Origin of the sequence: Arthrobacter sp. SX1312 (genome assembly GCF_002929295.1) — a bacterium.
Lineage (GTDB): Bacteria > Actinomycetota > Actinomycetes > Actinomycetales > Micrococcaceae > Arthrobacter_D.
This window is the reverse complement of the sequence record NZ_PJIM01000002.1, coordinates 467211-483934: the sequence shown is the minus strand read 5'-3', so window position 1 is coordinate 483934 and position 16724 is coordinate 467211. Positions and strand designations below refer to the sequence as shown.

General features: G+C 69.4%; 12 protein-coding genes and 1 tRNA gene. 3 read left to right on the top strand and 10 right to left on the bottom strand.

Going from position 1 to position 16724, the window contains the following annotated elements:
• Positions 1-4: 4 nt before the first annotated feature.
• Both CXQ92_RS18145 and CXQ92_RS09680 read left to right on the top strand, forming a co-directional pair.
• Entirely contained in the window at positions 5-166 is a 162-nt protein-coding gene (locus tag CXQ92_RS18145) for a hypothetical protein (protein ID WP_181033613.1), read from the top strand.
• Positions 167-169: 3 nt separating this feature from the next.
• On the top strand, positions 170-814 hold the full coding sequence (locus CXQ92_RS09680; RefSeq protein ID WP_104167538.1) for an aminodeoxychorismate/anthranilate synthase component II: 645 nt from the start codon (positions 170-172) through the stop codon (positions 812-814).
• Here the strand turns inward: CXQ92_RS09680 and pknB are convergent.
• From pknB to CXQ92_RS09645, 7 genes are read right to left on the bottom strand one after another with little or no spacing between them, the layout of a single operon-like run.
• Positions 811-2760 carry a Stk1 family PASTA domain-containing Ser/Thr kinase gene (pknB, locus tag CXQ92_RS09675; protein WP_181033612.1) on the bottom strand — a complete coding sequence of 650 codons (1950 nt, stop codon included), beginning with the start codon at positions 2758-2760 and terminating at the stop codon, positions 811-813. The two genes, CXQ92_RS09680 and pknB, sit on opposite strands and share 4 nt — an antisense overlap.
• A 34-nt stretch (positions 2761-2794) precedes the next feature.
• Complete coding sequence (locus CXQ92_RS09670) at positions 2795-4615, bottom strand: protein kinase (protein WP_104167536.1); 1821 nt, start codon at positions 4613-4615, stop codon at positions 2795-2797.
• The gene (locus CXQ92_RS09665) at positions 4612-6054 is read right to left on the bottom strand and encodes a penicillin-binding protein 2 (protein ID WP_104167535.1); all 1443 of its coding nucleotides are present in this window, start codon (positions 6052-6054) and stop codon (positions 4612-4614) included. Before CXQ92_RS09665 ends, CXQ92_RS09670 begins: the two co-directional genes overlap by 4 nt.
• Entirely contained in the window at positions 6051-7481 is a 1431-nt protein-coding gene (locus tag CXQ92_RS09660; RefSeq protein ID WP_104168187.1) for an FtsW/RodA/SpoVE family cell cycle protein, read from the bottom strand. Before CXQ92_RS09660 ends, CXQ92_RS09665 begins: the two co-directional genes overlap by 4 nt.
• A complete protein-coding gene (locus tag CXQ92_RS09655; protein ID WP_104168186.1) occupies positions 7474-9069 on the bottom strand; it encodes a PP2C family serine/threonine-protein phosphatase in 1596 nt (531 codons plus the stop codon). The genes CXQ92_RS09660 and CXQ92_RS09655 overlap by 8 nt, the downstream gene beginning before the upstream one ends.
• A gap of 44 nt (positions 9070-9113) precedes the next feature.
• Entirely contained in the window at positions 9114-9602 is a 489-nt protein-coding gene (locus tag CXQ92_RS09650; RefSeq protein WP_104167534.1) for an FHA domain-containing protein, read from the bottom strand.
• Complete coding sequence (locus CXQ92_RS09645; protein WP_104167533.1) at positions 9599-10339, bottom strand: DUF3662 and FHA domain-containing protein; 741 nt, start codon at positions 10337-10339, stop codon at positions 9599-9601. Before CXQ92_RS09645 ends, CXQ92_RS09650 begins: the two co-directional genes overlap by 4 nt.
• A gap of 314 nt (positions 10340-10653) precedes the next feature.
• Here CXQ92_RS09645 and CXQ92_RS09640 point away from each other — a divergent pair.
• Positions 10654-10736: transfer RNA gene (locus CXQ92_RS09640), tRNA-Leu, on the top strand.
• A 65-nt stretch (positions 10737-10801) separates the two neighbouring features.
• Here the strand turns inward: CXQ92_RS09640 and CXQ92_RS09635 are convergent.
• The 3 genes from CXQ92_RS09635 to CXQ92_RS09625 are packed head-to-tail and all read right to left on the bottom strand — an operon-like array spanning position 10802 to position 16634.
• Positions 10802-14221: an error-prone DNA polymerase gene (locus CXQ92_RS09635; protein WP_104167532.1), complete on the bottom strand. Its 3420-nt coding sequence runs from the start codon at positions 14219-14221 to the stop codon at positions 10802-10804.
• On the bottom strand, positions 14221-15846 hold the full coding sequence (locus CXQ92_RS09630; RefSeq protein WP_146067432.1) for a DNA polymerase Y family protein: 1626 nt from the start codon (positions 15844-15846) through the stop codon (positions 14221-14223). Before CXQ92_RS09630 ends, CXQ92_RS09635 begins: the two co-directional genes overlap by 1 nt.
• Positions 15843-16634 carry a hypothetical protein gene (locus tag CXQ92_RS09625; RefSeq protein WP_146067431.1) on the bottom strand — a complete coding sequence of 264 codons (792 nt, stop codon included), beginning with the start codon at positions 16632-16634 and terminating at the stop codon, positions 15843-15845. The genes CXQ92_RS09630 and CXQ92_RS09625 overlap by 4 nt, the downstream gene beginning before the upstream one ends.
• Between the last annotated feature and the right edge of the window lie 90 nt (positions 16635-16724).

Below are 16724 nucleotides of genomic sequence, written 5' to 3'. Positions count from 1 at the left end.
CACGATGTACGGATGGATCTTCCGGACCCTCCCCGGACCGCGATGGCTGCGCATCATCCTCTCCATGGTCCTGGCCCTCGTGGGCGTCGCGATGCTGATGCTCTTCGTGTTCCCCCGGGTCTCCCAGTTCACCCCGCTCACAGACTCAACGATTGGTTCCCCCTAGCTCATGGCTGACACCACCCGAATCCTCGTCGTCGACAACTACGACAGCTTCGTCTATACGCTGGTCGGCTATCTGCAGGAACTCGGCGCGGAGACGACAGTGGTCCGCAACGACGACCTCACACTCGCCGAAGTGCAGGAGATGGCAGCCTCCCGCGATGGGGTCCTGATCTCACCCGGCCCGGGGACACCCGCCGATGCGGGGGTGTGCGTCGACCTCATCAGGTGGTGCGGCGAGAACGCCAAGCCCATGCTCGGGGTCTGCCTCGGTCATCAGGCGCTCGCGGAGGCGTACGGCGGAACGGTCACCCATGCGCCCGAGCTGATGCACGGCAAGACCTCCCTGGTGGAACACGATGCCACCAGTGTGTTCGCAGGGCTCCCCTCACCGGTCACGGCGACGCGTTACCACTCGCTCGCGGCCGTCAGTGACGACGTCCCGGACGAGCTCTCGGTCACGGCCCGCACGGCCAGTGGCATCATCATGGGCCTGGAACACCGCAGCGCGCCGCTGTGCGGTGTCCAGTTCCATCCGGAATCGGTCCTGACCGAGGGCGGGTACCGAATGCTCGGCAACTGGCTCGAATCCCTGGGCCTCGAGGGTGCAGCCACCCTGTCGGCAGGACTCAGCCCGCTGATCGCCCGCTAGTCGCCGTCCTCCGTCGGCCGCGGTTCCGACTGCTCTCCCGTCGGCCGACCCTGCGGCTGGTCGGTCGGCGGGTCGGCGGGCACCGGGGTGGGTTCCTGGGTGGGTTCCGGGGTGGGTTCCTGGGTGGGTTCGGCCGGGGCTTTCGCGACGGTGAGGACGATCTCCGTGCCCTGCGGGACCTGGGACCGTGCGGGCTCCGACTGTGCCGTGATGACACCGGGCTGTACCACGCTGTTCTCGATCTCACGGACGCTGAAGGGCAGCTGTACCGCCGGGTCCTCGAGCAGGGCCTGTGCCTGCGCGATCGAGAGGTCGGTGAGCAGGGGAACCGTCACCCTGCCGCTGGAGAGTACGAGGTCCACCGCGCTGCCGACCGGCACGGACTGTCCGGGCTGTGGATTCGTGGTGATGACACGCCCCTGCGCGACGGTGGCACTGGTCTCCTCGGTGACGTTGCCACCCTTCAGGCGCAGGCCTTCGAGCGCATCGCGTGCAGAGGACTCCGTGAGGCCGGGGAGGGAATCGGGCAGCACCACATTCGCGGGGCCGAGGGACACCGTGATGTTCACGCGGGAGTCCGGCTCGACCGACGCCCCCGCCGCCGGGTCGGAGGCGACGACGTCCCCTGCGTCGACCGAGGCGTTGAACTCCTCGTCCGAGGACGGAACAAGGCCCGCATCCACGATGGCGTCCCGGGCGTCGCCCTCCGGCATACCGATCAGTTCGGGCACACTGACCGTCGCCACGTCCTCGACGGGCCGGTTGTTCATGGAGGTGATGACGAAGAAGCCGGCTGTCAGCACGAGCAACACCGCCACGAAGAACACGGTGCTCCAGGCAGCTCGGGAGGCCCGGCGCCGTCGATCCTTCCGCTCGTCCGCCTCGTCCCTGTCCCGCAGGATATCGAGCCGGTCGTCGGGGTCCTCGTCCGGGTGGTGATCCAGTGCCGCCGGTGGCTGGTCGCCCGGGACCCTGTCCATGGCGCGCGTACTCGGTCCGCCGGATGCGGACGCACCCAGGGTTGCAGGGTAGGTCCGCGACGCCGTGACGTCCATCATCTCCGTTGCGTCCGTCGCAGCAGCAGCGAGGACCACGCCGCGTCCGGCGTCGAGCAGTGCGCCCCGGAATGCGGCCGCGTCCCGGAACCGGTGGTCACGGTCCTTCTGGAGCGCCCTGGCGAGCACGGAGTCGAGCGCCGGGGTCACCTCGGGGTTCAGGCTGCTCGCGAGAGGTGGTGCCTCCCGCACGTGCTGGTAGGCGACGGAGACGGGACTGTCGCCGATGAACGGTGGTCGTCCGGTGAGCAGCTCGAACAGCAGGCAGCCGGTCGAGTACAGGTCGCTCCGCGCATCGACGGTCTCACCGCGCGCCTGTTCGGGCGAGAGGTACTGCGCCGTCCCCAGCACGGCCTGCGTCTGGGTCATGGTGGCCTGTGAATCAGCGATGGCGCGGGCGATCCCGAAATCCATGACCTTGACGGCGCCGGCGGGCGTGATCATCACGTTGGCGGGCTTGATGTCACGGTGGACGATGCCCGCCCGGTGGCTGTACTCGAGCGCGCGGAGGACGCCCGCCACATAGGTGACGGCGTTCTCCGGGGTGAGGTTGCCGGCCTTGACGTGATCGCGCAGGGTGAGCCCCTCCACGTACTCCATGACGATGAACGGGACCCGCACCTCGTGCTGCGGCCGATCGGGGATCTCCTCCTCACCCGTGTCGTACACCGCCACGATGCTCGGATTGTTCAGCCCGGCCACGGCCTGGGCCTCCCGCCTGAACCTCGCCTGGAAGAGCGGATCCCTCGCGAGGTCCTCGCGCAGCACCTTGATGGCGACCGACCGGCCGAGGCGCAGGTCGACGCCCCTGTACACATCGGCCATGCCGCCGCGGCCGATCAGCTCACGGACCTCGTAGCGCCCGTTCAGGATGCGCTCGGTGGTTGTCACGTCGCCTCCTTCCGGCGCCGTCTCGGGTCGCAGGTCACGGACCGGAACTGGCTGTCGGTGTCGGTGTGGGCGACGGGGTCACCGGCTGCTGGGCCGCGGCCGTCGCCGACGGCGTCGTCGGAGCCACCGGTGGCGGGGTCGGCGCAGGCGCCTGGGTCGGCGGAGGGCCGGACGAGACGACGTAGCTCACCTCGCTGTCGACCGGCACCTCGGCGCCGGGTCCCGGGTTCGTCCGCAGGACCGTTCCCTCGGGCTGCGTCGATTCCTCACTGCCCGCATTCACGGGCCGCAGTCCGAGTTCCACGAGGGCGGCCTCGACCTCCGCCACGGTCCGTCCCTGAAGTCCCGCCGGGACCGTGGCCTGCTCCGGTCCGGTCGACACGGTGAGGGTGACGGTCTCCCCCGGGCTCAGTGCTCCGACGGGGGCGACGCCGATCACCAACCCCTCGGCGTACTCGGCGGACGACTCCCGCTGCGCTTCCACGCGGAACCCGAGGCCTCCCAGTTCCGCCGAGACCTCTGCCTCGGGCCGGCCCAGGTACTGGCTCGGGGTGATGACCACCTGGTCGGCCTCCGTGGTGCTCGGAGACGGGGACGGTGACGCCGAGGTGGGCGACGGTGTTGACGAGGGCGTGCGGGACGTCGCCGGCGCCGCGGAGGTGCTCGTCTCCACCGGCGCGGGGTCCTCGCCCCCTGCCAGCAGGGGCTGCAGGACCAGGAAGGCGATGGCGCCGAGGGCCAGCAGGAGAAGCACGATCAGCGGGATCAGCCACGGGCTCCGGCGGTTCTCGTCCTCGTCGCGGTCCGGCGGTGCGGGCACCGCGTCGAGATCGTCCTCCGACCAGCCGCGCGAGGCAGCGAGGCCGGCCGCCGCACCGGCTGCGGCAGGTGCGGCGACCGTGGGCAGTGCCGACGTCGTCGGTGCCGGTACCGCCGTGGTCGCCTGCGTGTCCTGGCGGGGAATCGCCGCGGTCGCGCTGTCGTAGTCCGCCGCGAAGGACAGCAGCCCCGGGACGGCCGCCTCCGCCGCACGGATGTCACCGGCGCGGATGGCATCGACGGCGCGCGCGAGGGATTCGGCGTCGCGGGGTCGATCGGCAGGGTCCTTGGCCAGCATGGATCCGATGAGCGCCCGGACCGGACGTGGGATGGATTGCGGGAGCGGCGGCGGGGCGTCGTTGACCTGCGCGAGGGCGATCGCGATCTGCGACTCGCCGGAGAACGGGCGTCGTCCGGCCAGCAGTTCGTACCCGATCACGCCGAGTGCGTAGATGTCGGAGGAGCCCGTTGCCGGCTGGCCGGTCGCCTGCTCGGGCGCGAGGTACTGCGCCGTCCCCATGACCTGCCCCGTCGCGGTCAGCGGTACCTGATCAGCCAGCCGGGCGATACCGAAGTCGGTGATCTTGACGCGGCTGTCCGGCATCACGAGGATGTTGCCCGGCTTCACATCACGGTGCACCAGGCCCTGCCGGTGCGCGACGGCGAGAGCCGTGGCAGTCTGTCCGACGATGGAGAGCGTGCGGTCCGGGGAGAGCACCTGTTCCTTCTCGATGACGGCCGAGAGCGGCTGCCCGGGAACGAGCTCCATCACGAGGTACGCGGATCCGCCTTCCTCGCCGTAGTCGAAGACGTTCGCGATGCCCTCGTGGTTCAGCAGCGCCGTGTGGCGGGCCTCGGCCCGGAAGCGGTTGAGGAACGCGGGATCGCCGGAGTACTCCTCCTTGAGGATCTTGATCGCAACGACGCGGCCGAGGATCTGGTCCCGGGCCTTCCACACCTCGCCCATCCCGCCGATGGCGATCCGCTCGGTCAGTTCGAACCTGCCGCCCAGGGTGATGCCTGATGTGGGCCTCATCTGTTCAACACCGCCTCTATGAGTCTCTTGGCACTGGGTGAGGTCAATTGCTGACCAGTGGGGATGTCCACGTTCTCCATCACGATCGAAAGGGCCACCTGGGGATCGTCCGCGGGAGCGAAGCCCGTGAACCATGCGTTGTCACCGGTCGCGGAGACCTCCGCGGTCCCCGTCTTGCCGGCCACCCGGACACCCGGAACCTGTGCGCCTGTCGCCGTGCCGTTGTCCACCACGTTGACCATCCACTCCGTGAGCTGGTCCGCGGTGTCCCCGCTGACCGACTGGCGCAACGACTCCGGCTGGGGCGAGTCGATCAGCTCCAGATCCGCGGCCCGCACCGACTTCACGAGCTGCGGTTTCATCTGCTGGCCGTCGTTCGCGATGGCCGCGGACACCATCGCCATCTGGAGGGGTGTCACCCGCGTGTCGAACTGCCCGATGGCGGACTGCGCCAACTCGGGGTCCGTCAGGTCCGACGGGAAGATGCTCGCGACGACGTCGGTGGGGATGTCCATCGTCTCGCCGAAGCCGAATTTCGCGGCCTGCTCCTGGATGGCCTCCTCGCCGAGGTCCAGTGCGATCTGCGCGAAGGGCGTGTTGCACGACTGTTCCAGCGCGAACTCCAGGTCCGCCGTGGTCCTGCTCGCGCAGCCGCCCGAGACGAAGTTCGGCAGGGTGTACTCGATCCCGGGGAATTCCAGTGCCGGAGGGTTCGGGATCTGCGATTCGGCGTCGTACTCCCCGGACTCGAGGGCGGCGGCGGCGTCGATGAGTTTGAAGACGGATCCCGGCGAGACGAGGGACTCCGTGGCCGGGTTCGAGTAGATCGAGAGTCCCGGCTGCTCGGAGAGCATCGCCGCGCTCTGCTCGATGATCGCCGTGTCATGGCCCGACAGGAGATTGGGATCGTAGGAGGGTTTCGAGACCATCGCCAGGATGTTGCCGGTGGAGGGCTCCATCACGACGATCGAGCCGCGCTGACCGTCGGGGATGAGGTCGGAGGCGAGCTGCTGGATCTGCGGGTCGATCGTGAGCTCCACGGATGCGCCCTGCGGATCGACGCCGGAGAAGAGGGTGACCACGCGGTCGTAGAACAGGGAACTGCTGGTGCCCGCGAGGATGTCCGACTCCGTCTTCTCGAGCTGCGACGACCCGAGGGACAGGGAGTAGTACCCGGTGAGGTGCGCATACAGCTCCGGTTCGTTGTACACGCGCTGGTAGTTGAACTGGTCGTTCGAGGGCACGGACTCGGCGATGGCACGGCCGTCGACCAGGATCGCCCCACGCTGCCGGCCGAAGTCCTGGTACAGCTGGCGGCTGTTCCACGGGTTGTTCTTGAGCTCCTGCGCCTGGAAGAACTGCACGTAGGTGAGGGAGCCGAGGACGAGGGCGAACATGCTGATCGCCACGACCCATGCCCTGCGGATGGCCTGGTTCATCGGGTGGCCACCTTCGCGGTCCGCTTCTTCACGGGTTTGCCGCTGACCCCGAGCGCTTCGGGGAAGGAGTCCTTCATGGGTGCCGTCGGCACAGGACGGCGCGCGGTCTCGGAGATGAGCAGGATCAGGGCCACGATGAGCCAGTTTGCCAGCAGGGAGGAGCCACCGGCGGACATGAACGGCGTGGTGAGTCCGGTGAGGGGGATCAGGCGCGTGATGCCGCCGATCACCACGAAGCACTGGAGGGCGATCGTGAAGGAGAGCCCGCAGGCGAGGAGCTTGCCGAACCCGTCCTTCGTGCCGAGGGCCGCCCGGATCCCCCGGGAGACCAGGAGCACGTAGAGCATCACGATGGCGACGACGCCGATGAGCCCGAGCTCCTCTCCCAGCGCCGCGATGATCATGTCGCTGTTGGCGTACGTGACGAGATCGGGACGCCCGGCCCCGAAACCGGTGCCGGCCAGTCCGCCGTTGGCCAGACCGAACAGGCCCTGCACCACCTGGTGGCTGCCGCCCGGCGCGCGGTCGTAGACCTCCGGGGCGAAGGCGTTGATCCACGAATCGAACCGCAGCGCGACGTGGCTGAACAGTTCCAGGGCCACGAAGACGCCCACGCCGATCATGGCGAGCCCGATGAGCACCCAGCTGACACGGCTCGTCGCGACGTAGATCATGACCATGAACAGGCCGAAGAAGAGGATCGAGGACCCGAGGTCCCGCTGGAAGATCAGGACACCGATGCTCACGAGCCAGGCGGCCGCCATGGGCGCGAGGTCCCTGAAGCGGGGGAGCTGGAGCGGGCCGATCTTCTTGCCCGCCAGCAGGATGAGGTCGCGGTTCGTCGAGAGATACCCGGCGAAGAATATGGCGAGGGTGATCTTCGCGATCTCACCCGGCTGGAAGGTCCCGAATCCTACGGAGATCCAGATCCTCGCCCCGTTGATCTCCAGGCCGATCGGCGCCGGCGCGAGTGGCAGCAGGAGAAGGACGGCGCTGACGATCAGCGAGATGTACGTGAACCGGCGCAGCAGCCGGTGGTCCCTCAGCAGGATCAGGAGGGCGGCGGCGGCACCCATCGCGACAGCCGTCCACATCACCTGCTGCGACGCGACGGGATCGATGTCCGGATTGGACTGCATCGCCGAGAGGTCCAGCCGGTGGATCATGGCCAGGCCGATCCCGTTGAGTGCCACCACGATCGGAAGAATGAGCGGATCGGCATACTTTGCCCGGAGGCGCAGGACGATATGCAGGAAGAGGCTCATGAAGGTGAGCGTCAGTCCCTGGGTCCAGAAGAACTCACTGAACGCCTCCTCGCGATCGACGCCCGCCAGGTAGCTGGCGGTGATGGCGACGGCCAGCGCGAGGAGGAGCAGGAGCAGCTCGACGTTGCGCCGCGACCGGGGCGCGGTCAGGACATCACTCATCTGCTGCACCTTCACATTCGACGGCTGGGGATGACACGGCGGGGGAGGACTCCGTCGCCTGCGGTGATGCGGACGCAGCGGCAGGACCCGGCGAGGACGACGCGGACGCGGATGCGGACGCGGACGCGGATGAAGAGGGAGCGGCGGTCGGGGGCGACGGGGACCCGGACGGGCGGGGAGTGGCCGTCCCCGAGGGCGCGGGTCCGCCGGTGCCGGTGGTCGGGCCCGGTGATGCGGAGGCCGTCGAGGACGGCGCCGGGTCGCAGCTGACGGCCCGCAGTTCACTGCGCAGGTCCTTGACGATCCGTTCTGCTTCCTCCAGGCTCGCCGCCGGAAGCGTGTTCGAGAGCTGGGACCGCTGGTACTCGGGCAGGTTGGAGACGGGGATGTCGGTCATCTCGTACAGCTCGCTGAGGCTGATCGGCCCGATCCGCTGGGGAACCCCGGTGTAGATCGCGACGCGGTTCTCGGAGTCCGCCACGTAGTAGCGCGTCTGGGTCCACGTGTAGCCCAGACCGACGACGGCGATGAGGATGAGGGCCATGAGGGCGAGGATGGCGGGGAGGAACCAGCGCTTCTTCCTCGGCGAGGCCTCGTCCTCCGTGTCTTCCGCGATCTCCGGCTCCGCCTTGTGCGTCAGCATCATCGCGGCGCGGCGTTCCGTGGACCGCTGGGTCACGATCGGGATCTGGCCCGTCTCGGTCGCGAGGGCCGCGGAGCCCACGAGCACATGCGGTCTCGTGAGCAGGTCCTGGCGGATGACGTCGGCGCGGATCGCCGCACCGGGCAGGTCGCCGTTCCTGTCGATCTCGTGGGAGGCCGCATCGGGCTCGCCCGGCGTGTCGCGTTCACCCGCCGCCTGCCGGGCAGGGGGGATGAAGGCCGGCGGAGATGCGTCGTCGTCGTCCGCTTCGATGACCTCGACGACGGCGATGGTGATGTTGTCCGGGGAGCCGCCCGCGAGGGTCAGGTCGACGAGGGTGTCGACGCACTCGCGGACGCCCGTCGACTCGCGCATCACCCGCTCGACCGCGCGGTCCTGCAGGACGGCGTTCAGGCCGTCCGAGCACAGCAGCCAGCGTTCGCCGGGTTCGACGTCGAACTGGGCGAGGTCCAGTTCCGGGCTCGCGTCGACGTCGCCGAGGACCCTCATCAGGACGTTCTTGTGGGGGTGGGTCTCCGCTTCCTCGGGCCTGAGCCGTCCTTCCTCGATGAGGCGCTGGACGAACGTGTGATCCGTGGTGATCTGCTCGAAGACGCCGTCCTTGAGGCGGTAGGCGCGTGAGTCGCCGATATGGGCGAGCTGCAGCGTGCTGCCCTCGAGCAGGAGCGCCGTGACCGTGGTCCCCATGCCGGCGAGCTGGGGATTGGTGGCGACGAGTTCGGACAGGAGCGAGTTCGCGGTCTGGATCTCGTCGGCGAGGTGGGTCCCGGCGTCGCCGTCGTGCGCGCCGTGATCGAGGTGGACCAGGTCCAGGACGGTGGAGGCCGAGGCGACGTTGCCACCGGCGTGACCGCCCATGCCGTCGGCGACGACGGCGAGATAGCGGCCCACGTATGCGGAGTCGTCGTTCTTCGCCCGCACCATGCCCACGTCGGAGCGGGCAGCGAACCTCAGGGCGAGCCGCACGCCTATGGCCTCAATTCGATGACCGTCTTACCGATCCTGATGGGGACATTCGGTTCGACGGGCAGCGCGCGCGTCAGCTGGGTTCCCGCCAGGTAGGTGCCGTTGGTGGACCCGAGATCCTCGATGAACCAACGGCTGCCCTGCGGGAAGAGGCGGGCGTGACGGCCCGAGGCGTAGTCGTCCTCGAGCACCAGCGTGGCCTCCTGGGCGCGGCCCAGGAGGATGGGGCTCGCTGCGAGGTCGAGGCTGGTGCCGGTGAGAGGGCCCTCCGTGACGACCAGCCGGCGGGCGGCTGCGCGTGCGGGGGGTGGCTCCTCCATGAGCTCGGGATTCCTGCGGATCTCGCGCGCGCTGGGTGCGCCCACCCTGTTGCGACGTCCCACCGCGAGGTCGCGGCGCAGGGCACCGACCGTGCTGAGGACGAGGACCCACAGCAGGATCAGGAACCCGAAGCGGAACAGGGTGACGGTGAGTTCTCCGGCCTCGCTCATCGGTGGCTGGTCCCGTCCTGGGTCGGGACGAGGTGGAACGTCATGCGTGAGCGTCCCATGGTGATCGTGGAACCGTCGGTGAGTTCCGCCTGGCCGACCACCCGCTGCCCGTTGACGTAGCTGCCGTTGGTGGATCCCAGATCGACGGCGTAGATCCGGCCGCCCTGCGCCCGGATCTCCAGATGGCGCCGGGAGACCCCGGTGTCGTCGACGAGGATATCCGCCTCCGAGGAACGACCGAGGACGATGGAACCGGAATTGATCGAATAGCGCTGTCCGTCCATCTCGAGGATCGGCTGGAAGCGTGTGGGCTGGCGGCGGGGAGCCGTGGGAGCCAGCGGGCCCGGGGAGCGCCGCGCGGCGCTCTGCTTCTCGATGGAGGAATCGATCTCGAAGACCCCGGCCCTGAGTTCCGGATCGTGTTCGAAGGAGACGCGGACGGGCCCCTGGAGGCTGTACTGCTGACTGTTCACATGGGCGATGACGACGTCGCAGAGTTCTTCGGCGAGGGCCGAGCCCCACTGCTGCGCGAGGTCGAAATCGGAGTCGGACAACCGGGCGGTGAACACGTTGGGGGCGAGGGTGCGGCCCTGCGCCAGGACGAGGGAACGGTTGTCCAGTTCCTTGCGGAGGGCGCTGGCGATCTCGAGGGGCTGCACCTGGGAGCGTGCCCCCGTGGTGAAGGCTCCACGGACCAGCTTTTCGAGTCCCCGCTCCACGTTGTCGAGAATGCCCATCGTCCGCCTCCTCCCCTGTCGCACAGGTGTTCAGGGCCCGGTCAGCAGGGTGCTGAGGGGCATGGCCCGGTTCTGGTCATGGCAAGGTCCAGCCGGGCAGGTTCCCTCCGATACTACTGGGAGCCTCTGGTAATGGGCTCCAAGCCGTCGCGCCGAGGATTACTTTGTCCTAACGATCATCCGCAGTCGCGGCCCGTATCGGCCCTCCGCCGGGCCCGACCGGGGGCGGTTTAGGTAATTGCCGCCGGGCTCCGTTATGCTTGTCTCTGCTGTTCACAACACCTGCCGGGTGCAGATGTTGGAATCTCGAAATTGCGCGAGTGGCGGAACGGCAGACGCGCTGGCTTCAGGTGCCAGTATCCGAAAGGGTGTGGGGGTTCAAATCCCCCCTCGCGCACAAGGACGACTGCAGGACACGAAGGGCCTCCGCTCAGCGGGGGCCCTTCGTCGTTCCCCGACCCGTCAGCGGAAGTCGCGGGACTTCGTGGTCGCCCTGAGCTGCAGGACCTCGATGCGGTCCGCCACGACATTGACGATCCCCTCCGCAGACCGCTCGAGGACGCCCCTGACGATCACGCTGCTGGCCTCCCGGGCGACCCGGCGGTAGCGCTGCCACACCCCCACCGAGCAGATGACGTTCACCAGTCCTGTCTCGTCCTCCAGGTTCATGAAGGTGATCCCGCTCGCCGTCGCCGGCCGTTGCCGGTGTGTCACGACTCCCGCCACCTCGATCCGCCGGCCGGACTCGGACGTCCTGAGCTCCTGCGCGGTCAGGGCGCCGCGGCGCTTCAGCCTCGCCCGGGCGTGGCGCACGGGGTGATCATCGGGGGTGATGCCCGTGGACCACAGGTCGGAGCCCACCTTGTCGATGTCCGAGAGTTCGGGCATCAGGGGAGGCTGGATATAGACGGCCGTGCCCCTGATCTGGCCCTCGCGTTCGGTGGACGCCGGCCCGGCGTTCCAGAGTGCCTCGCGGCGGCTCAGACCCATCGAGTCGAACGCGCCGGAGGCGGCGAGGGCCTCGAGCTGGCCCGCGTTGGCCCCCGTGCGGCGCGCGAGGTCCGGCATGTCCTCGTAGGGCCCGTTGCGATCCCGGTCGGTGACGATCCTCTCGGCGAGTCCCACCCCGACGGACTCGACACTGGCCAGCCCGAGCCGCACGGCATAGTTGCCGTCGCGGCGGTGGGGTGTGGAGTCGAACGGCGTGCCCTGGTCGAAGTAACCGACCGGCGGCTGCTCGTCCTCCGTGCAGCAGTCCCTGCCGGTGGTGCGTTCCGCCGGATCGTCGGCAGGCTCGTAGCCCTCGAGCGGCTCGAGATCGGCGTGCACCCCGGAGTGCAGGATGTCGGGCCGCAGGACCACGGCTCCGTGCCGCCGGGCGTCGGCCACCAGCGTCTGGGGTGAGTAGAACCCCATGGGCTGTGCCCGCAGGAGCGCGGCGAGGAACGCCCCGGGATAGTGCAGGCGCAACCAGGCGCTGACGTAGACCAGCAGGGCGAAGCTGATCGAGTGGCTCTCCGCGAACCCGAAGTTCGCGAAGGCGTGGATCTTGTCGTAGATGGTGTCCGCGACGTCACCGGTGATCCCGTTGGCGGCCATGCCCTCGTACAGCGTGGCCTTGAGGGAGTCGATCCGCTCCTCGCCCCGCTTGGACCCCATGGCGCGGCGCAGGAGGTCGGCGTCCGCTCCCGAGCAACCGCCCACCACCATCGCCATCTGCATGAGCTGTTCCTGGAAGAGCGGGACGCCGAGGGTCCGCTCGAGGACCGGTTCGAGGTCGGGGTGGATGTACCGGACCTCCTCCTCGCCCATCTTCCGTTTGATGTAGGGGTGCACGGCCCCGCCCTGGATCGGTCCGGGCCGTACGAGGGCCACCTCGATGACGAGGTCGTAGAACTGCCGGGGCTGCAGCCGGGGGAGCATGCCCATCTGGGCGCGGCTCTCCACCTGGAAGACACCCACCGAGTCGGCGAAGCACAGCATGTCGTAGACGCCCTGCTCCTCCTTGGGGATGGTGTGCAGTTCCCACTTCTCCCCGAGATGCCGTTCCACGAGGTCGAAGTTGTACTGGATGGCTGCGAGGATGCCGAGGCCCAGCAGGTCGAACTTCACCAGCCCCATCCAGGCGCAGTCGTCCTTGTCCCACTGCAGGACCGTCCGCCCCTCCATCCTTCCATGCTCGATCGGGCATACCTCTCCCACGGGGCGATCGGTGAGCACCATGCCGCCGGAGTGGATCCCCATATGGCGGGGGAACGTCAGGACCTCCTGCGCCAGGCCGACCACGGACTCGGGGATGTCGTGGTCACTGCTGGAGACGAGCCCGCCCCACCGCTCGATCTGCCGGGACCAGGCGTCCTGCTGGCCGGGACTGTGGCCGAGGGCCTTCGCCATGTCCCGGACGGCGAACTTGGGACGGTAGGTGATGACATTGGCCACCTGGGCAGCGTTGAAGCGACCGTACTTCCGGTAGACGTACTGGATGACCTCCTCACGGCGGTCCGAATCGAAATCCACGTCGATGTCGGGCTCCTCGTCGCGCATGCTCGAGAGGAAGCGCTCGAAGGGAAGCCGGTACTTGATGGAATCGACGGCGGTGATCTCCAGCAGGTAGCACACCGCCGAATTGGCGGCCGATCCCCGCCCCTGGCACAGGATGCCGTTCCGGCGCGCATAGTGCACGAGGTCATGGACGATCAGGAAGTAGCCCGGGAAGTTCTTGCTCTCGATGACGTCCAGTTCGCGTTCGATGCGGTCGTGGACGTCGGTCCGGCCCCTGTAGAGCTTGTCCGCCCCCTGCCGGACGAGCTCGCGGAGATAGCTCATCTGGGTGTGTCCCTCGGGCAGGTCGATGGCCGGCAGCCCGGGCCTGACGCTGCGCAGGGTGAAGGAGAGATCCGCGGCGATATCCACCGTGCGCTCCACCGCCCCGGGATAGTCCAGGAACCGCCGCGCCATCTCCGCACCGCTGCGCAGGTGGGCGGCGCCGGCCGCGGGAAGCCAGCCGTCCATCTGGTCCAGGCTCCGGCGGGCCCTGACCGCGGCCAGGGCGGAGGCGAGCCGGTGCTGCTTCGGCGTCGCGTAGTGCACGTTGTTGGTGGCCACGGTGGGCAGCCCCACGCGGGCCGCGACGGCGCTCAGGGCGTCGTTGTGGGCCGTGTCCAGGGGGTTGCCCTGGTCGATGAGCTCGACGACGACCGACTCCCGGCCGAACAGGTCGACGAGCCTCCGGAGTTCGGCCTCGGCCGCGGATTGGCCCGTGGCGACGAGCGCGGAGCGGACGGCACCCTTCCGGCACCCCGTGAGGATCATCCACTGACCGGCGGCATGCCCTGCCAGGCGTTCGAGGTCGTAGCGGGGCTTCCCCTTCTCGGCGTCCGCGGCGAGCTGGGCCTCGGTGATGGCCGTGGCCAGGCGGTGGTAGCCGGCCGATCCACGGGCGAGGACCAGCAGGTGCTGCCCTTCCGGATCGGCCTCCCCGTTCTGCGGCCTGGACAGGCCGAGCGAGAGTTCGGTGCCGTACATGGTCGAGATCCCCGGGTACTTCTCGGCGGCCTCCGCGAAGCGCACCGCACCGTACAGCCCGTCATGGTCGGTGAGGGCCATGCCGGTGAGCCCGAGCCGCTGGGCTTCCTCGGCGAGGTGCTCGGGGCTGGAGGCGCCGTCGAGGAAACTGAAATTGGAGTGGGCATGCAGCTCCGCATACGGCACCACGGGTCCTTCGGGGACAGGGGCCTCGGCCGGGACGGTGTAGGGCTGCCGCTTGCGGGACCAGGCGGGGCTGTCGCCGCCGTCGGCGCCGACGGGCGGCGCGCCGGGCCGGGTGCCCGAGAGATTCCGTTCGAAGTCCGACCACGGGATGGGGGGATTGTTCCAGCCCATCAGTCGTAGCTCGCCTCGACCCACCACGCGTGGTCCTCGAGCAGCAGCAGCCAGGCCGATCCCGAGTGGTCCACCAGCTGGAAGCGGTTGAGCACGCGCCCCTCCGGGTCCCACCAGCGTTCGTTGATCGGCCACGGGCCGGCCCAGGAGTGCACGGGCCGCCGGTCGTCATGGGGGCCGGCGCTGAAGAAGGAGGGATCGGCGGTCAGGAGGCCCCGGGGATCGACGTCGACCGGGTTGCCCCGGGCATCGACGACGACGGCGGGCAGGGGGGCGGCGAACACCGTGGCCGGTGCCGGGCCGGGCAGGCGTCCGGGCCAGGGCTGCGTGCGGTCCCTGACCCGTGCTGTCGGGGCTTGCGCCGGCGTGTCCCCCCACGGGATGAGGACCCGGCGGTCCGCGAGGAGCCGGCCCCCGGCGATGATCCCGGTCAGCACGGCGCCGTGGCCCAGCATGCTCTGCACGCGGGCCAGTCCGTGGTGGATCCCCTCGTCCGGTCCCGTGCCCCACAGTCCGTCCGCATGGTCGGCGAGGTCCTCGACGATCTCGGGCACGAGGTGGACCCGCGTGATGCCGGAGGTCAGGCCGTGGTCCGAGGCGTTGGTCCCCTGGAGCTGCCAGCGCACGCGGTCCACGACGTCGTCGGCGTCGAACCAGCGCGGATGCCGCCACTGGCGCTCGGACACCTCTCCCGACTCCGTGTGCAGACGGACCTGCAGCGCCGTGCACACCAGTCCGGCCTCCCGCAGTTCGTCGACGAACTCGCCGGCCCGGGTGCGGAACGCGAAGGCCAGCTGGTCGATGCGCGCGAGGGACGGCTCGAAATCTGCGGTGGCGTCGAGGTGCGGCGGAGGTCTCCGGGCGACGACGTCCCGGTGGTCGAGTCCTCTCGCCCGGCGGTGTGCGAGGGCGCCCTCGACGCCGAAGCGGTTGCGGACGTCGGAGGCATCGAGGGCCGCGAAGTCGGCGAGGGAGCGGATGCCGAGACGCTTGAGCAGCACGGTGAGCTTCGGCTGTTCGAGGACTTCCAGGGGGTAGCTGCCGAGGAACCAGGGCGAGCCGCCCTCCGGGATGACGACCAGCTGCTCGACGTCGTCCTCCAGCTCGTCGGTGGCCCTGGCGGCCTGCTCGGCTGCGAACGGGCCGTCCGCGATGCCGATCCGCAGGTCGGTGAGGCCGATGGCCGCGAGGGTCCGGAAGACCACGCCCGCGGCTCCGCGCTCGCCGCCGTAGTAGCGCGCGGGGCCCTTGATCCTGATGGCGCACAGCCCGGGGCGGATGACCTGGACGCCGGGCATGATGGTCTCCACGGCCGCGGTGACCGGTTCGAACGTGCGCTCGTCCAGCGACGGGTCGTACGGGAGTGACACGAGTCCGGTGCTGCGGGCCTGGGCCTCCCGGATGCGCAACCCCCTCCTCACGCCGTCCTGCCGTGCTGCGGGTGAGCACGCGAAGACCTCCCCCCGGTCCACGAGGACGAGTGCCGTGTCGGCGGGCAACGCGTGCTCGCGCAGGGCCGCCGTGATGGGCCAGTCGGGGCACCAGAGCATCATGGTCCGGGTGGCGGGCGCGGTCCCCGCAGCTGCTTCGGTCGGCGGGGACGCTGCCGGCGGCGGAGTCGTCATGAGGACTTCATCAGCCGTGGTTCGAACAGGGTGGACGCCGGGCCGAAGGAGGTCTGTGCGAGGGCGGTGGACGCCGATGCCTCCGGAGAGGCGTCCTGCAGGTCCGCCAGTCCCACGTAGGCGTGGCGGAGCCGTCCGGAGGGCTGGGTCGCGGTGATCTTCAGGCGCCGGGCCCTCAGGTGGCCCGATCCCGAACCGAGGCCCTCCCAGGCGCTCTCCGCCACGCCGAGCGTGGAGTCGCTCTGCTTCCAGTTGCCGAGGGTGATGAGCGCCGTTCCGCGCTGCCGGAGGCGTGCCTTGAGCCGGGCCCATTCCGTGGGTGCCAGGTGGTCCGGGGCCCGGGTCAGGATGATGGAGACGACGTCCACGAGGGCCGCGGTGACCGTGAGCCACTGGGAGCCGGGATCGGGGACCAGGATGAGGCGGTCGAGGTTGATGCCGAAGCCCTGGGCCGCCTCCACGCTGAAGTCCGGCATCCCGATGACGCTGCACCACGCGCCGGTCGAGGAGGGGCCGGCGAGCAGGGCCATGGCCAGGGTGGTGGAGTTGCGGACGGTGTAGGAGCCCCCCGACTGGAGGCCGCCGCCCGGCAGGATGTGCGCCAGGGCCGGAACCGTGGGCAGGCGTCGGGAGTCCAGCGTGCCGGCCTGCATGCTGTTGATACGGGCCTGGAGGTCGAGGGTGGTGTCCGGGATTCCCCGACCGCCTGCCACCCCCGGACGCGTCGTCCCGGCATCGGGGGAGGGCTCCTCCCTGTCGGGGGCAGAGCCGGCAGCTGGAGGCGTCACTCGTCAATATTCGAACAGGCGTTCGAATAAGTCAATCGTCGCGTCTCAGCCCCGACCTGGGTCCTGTGTGACGGATGGGACTCTGTTCCG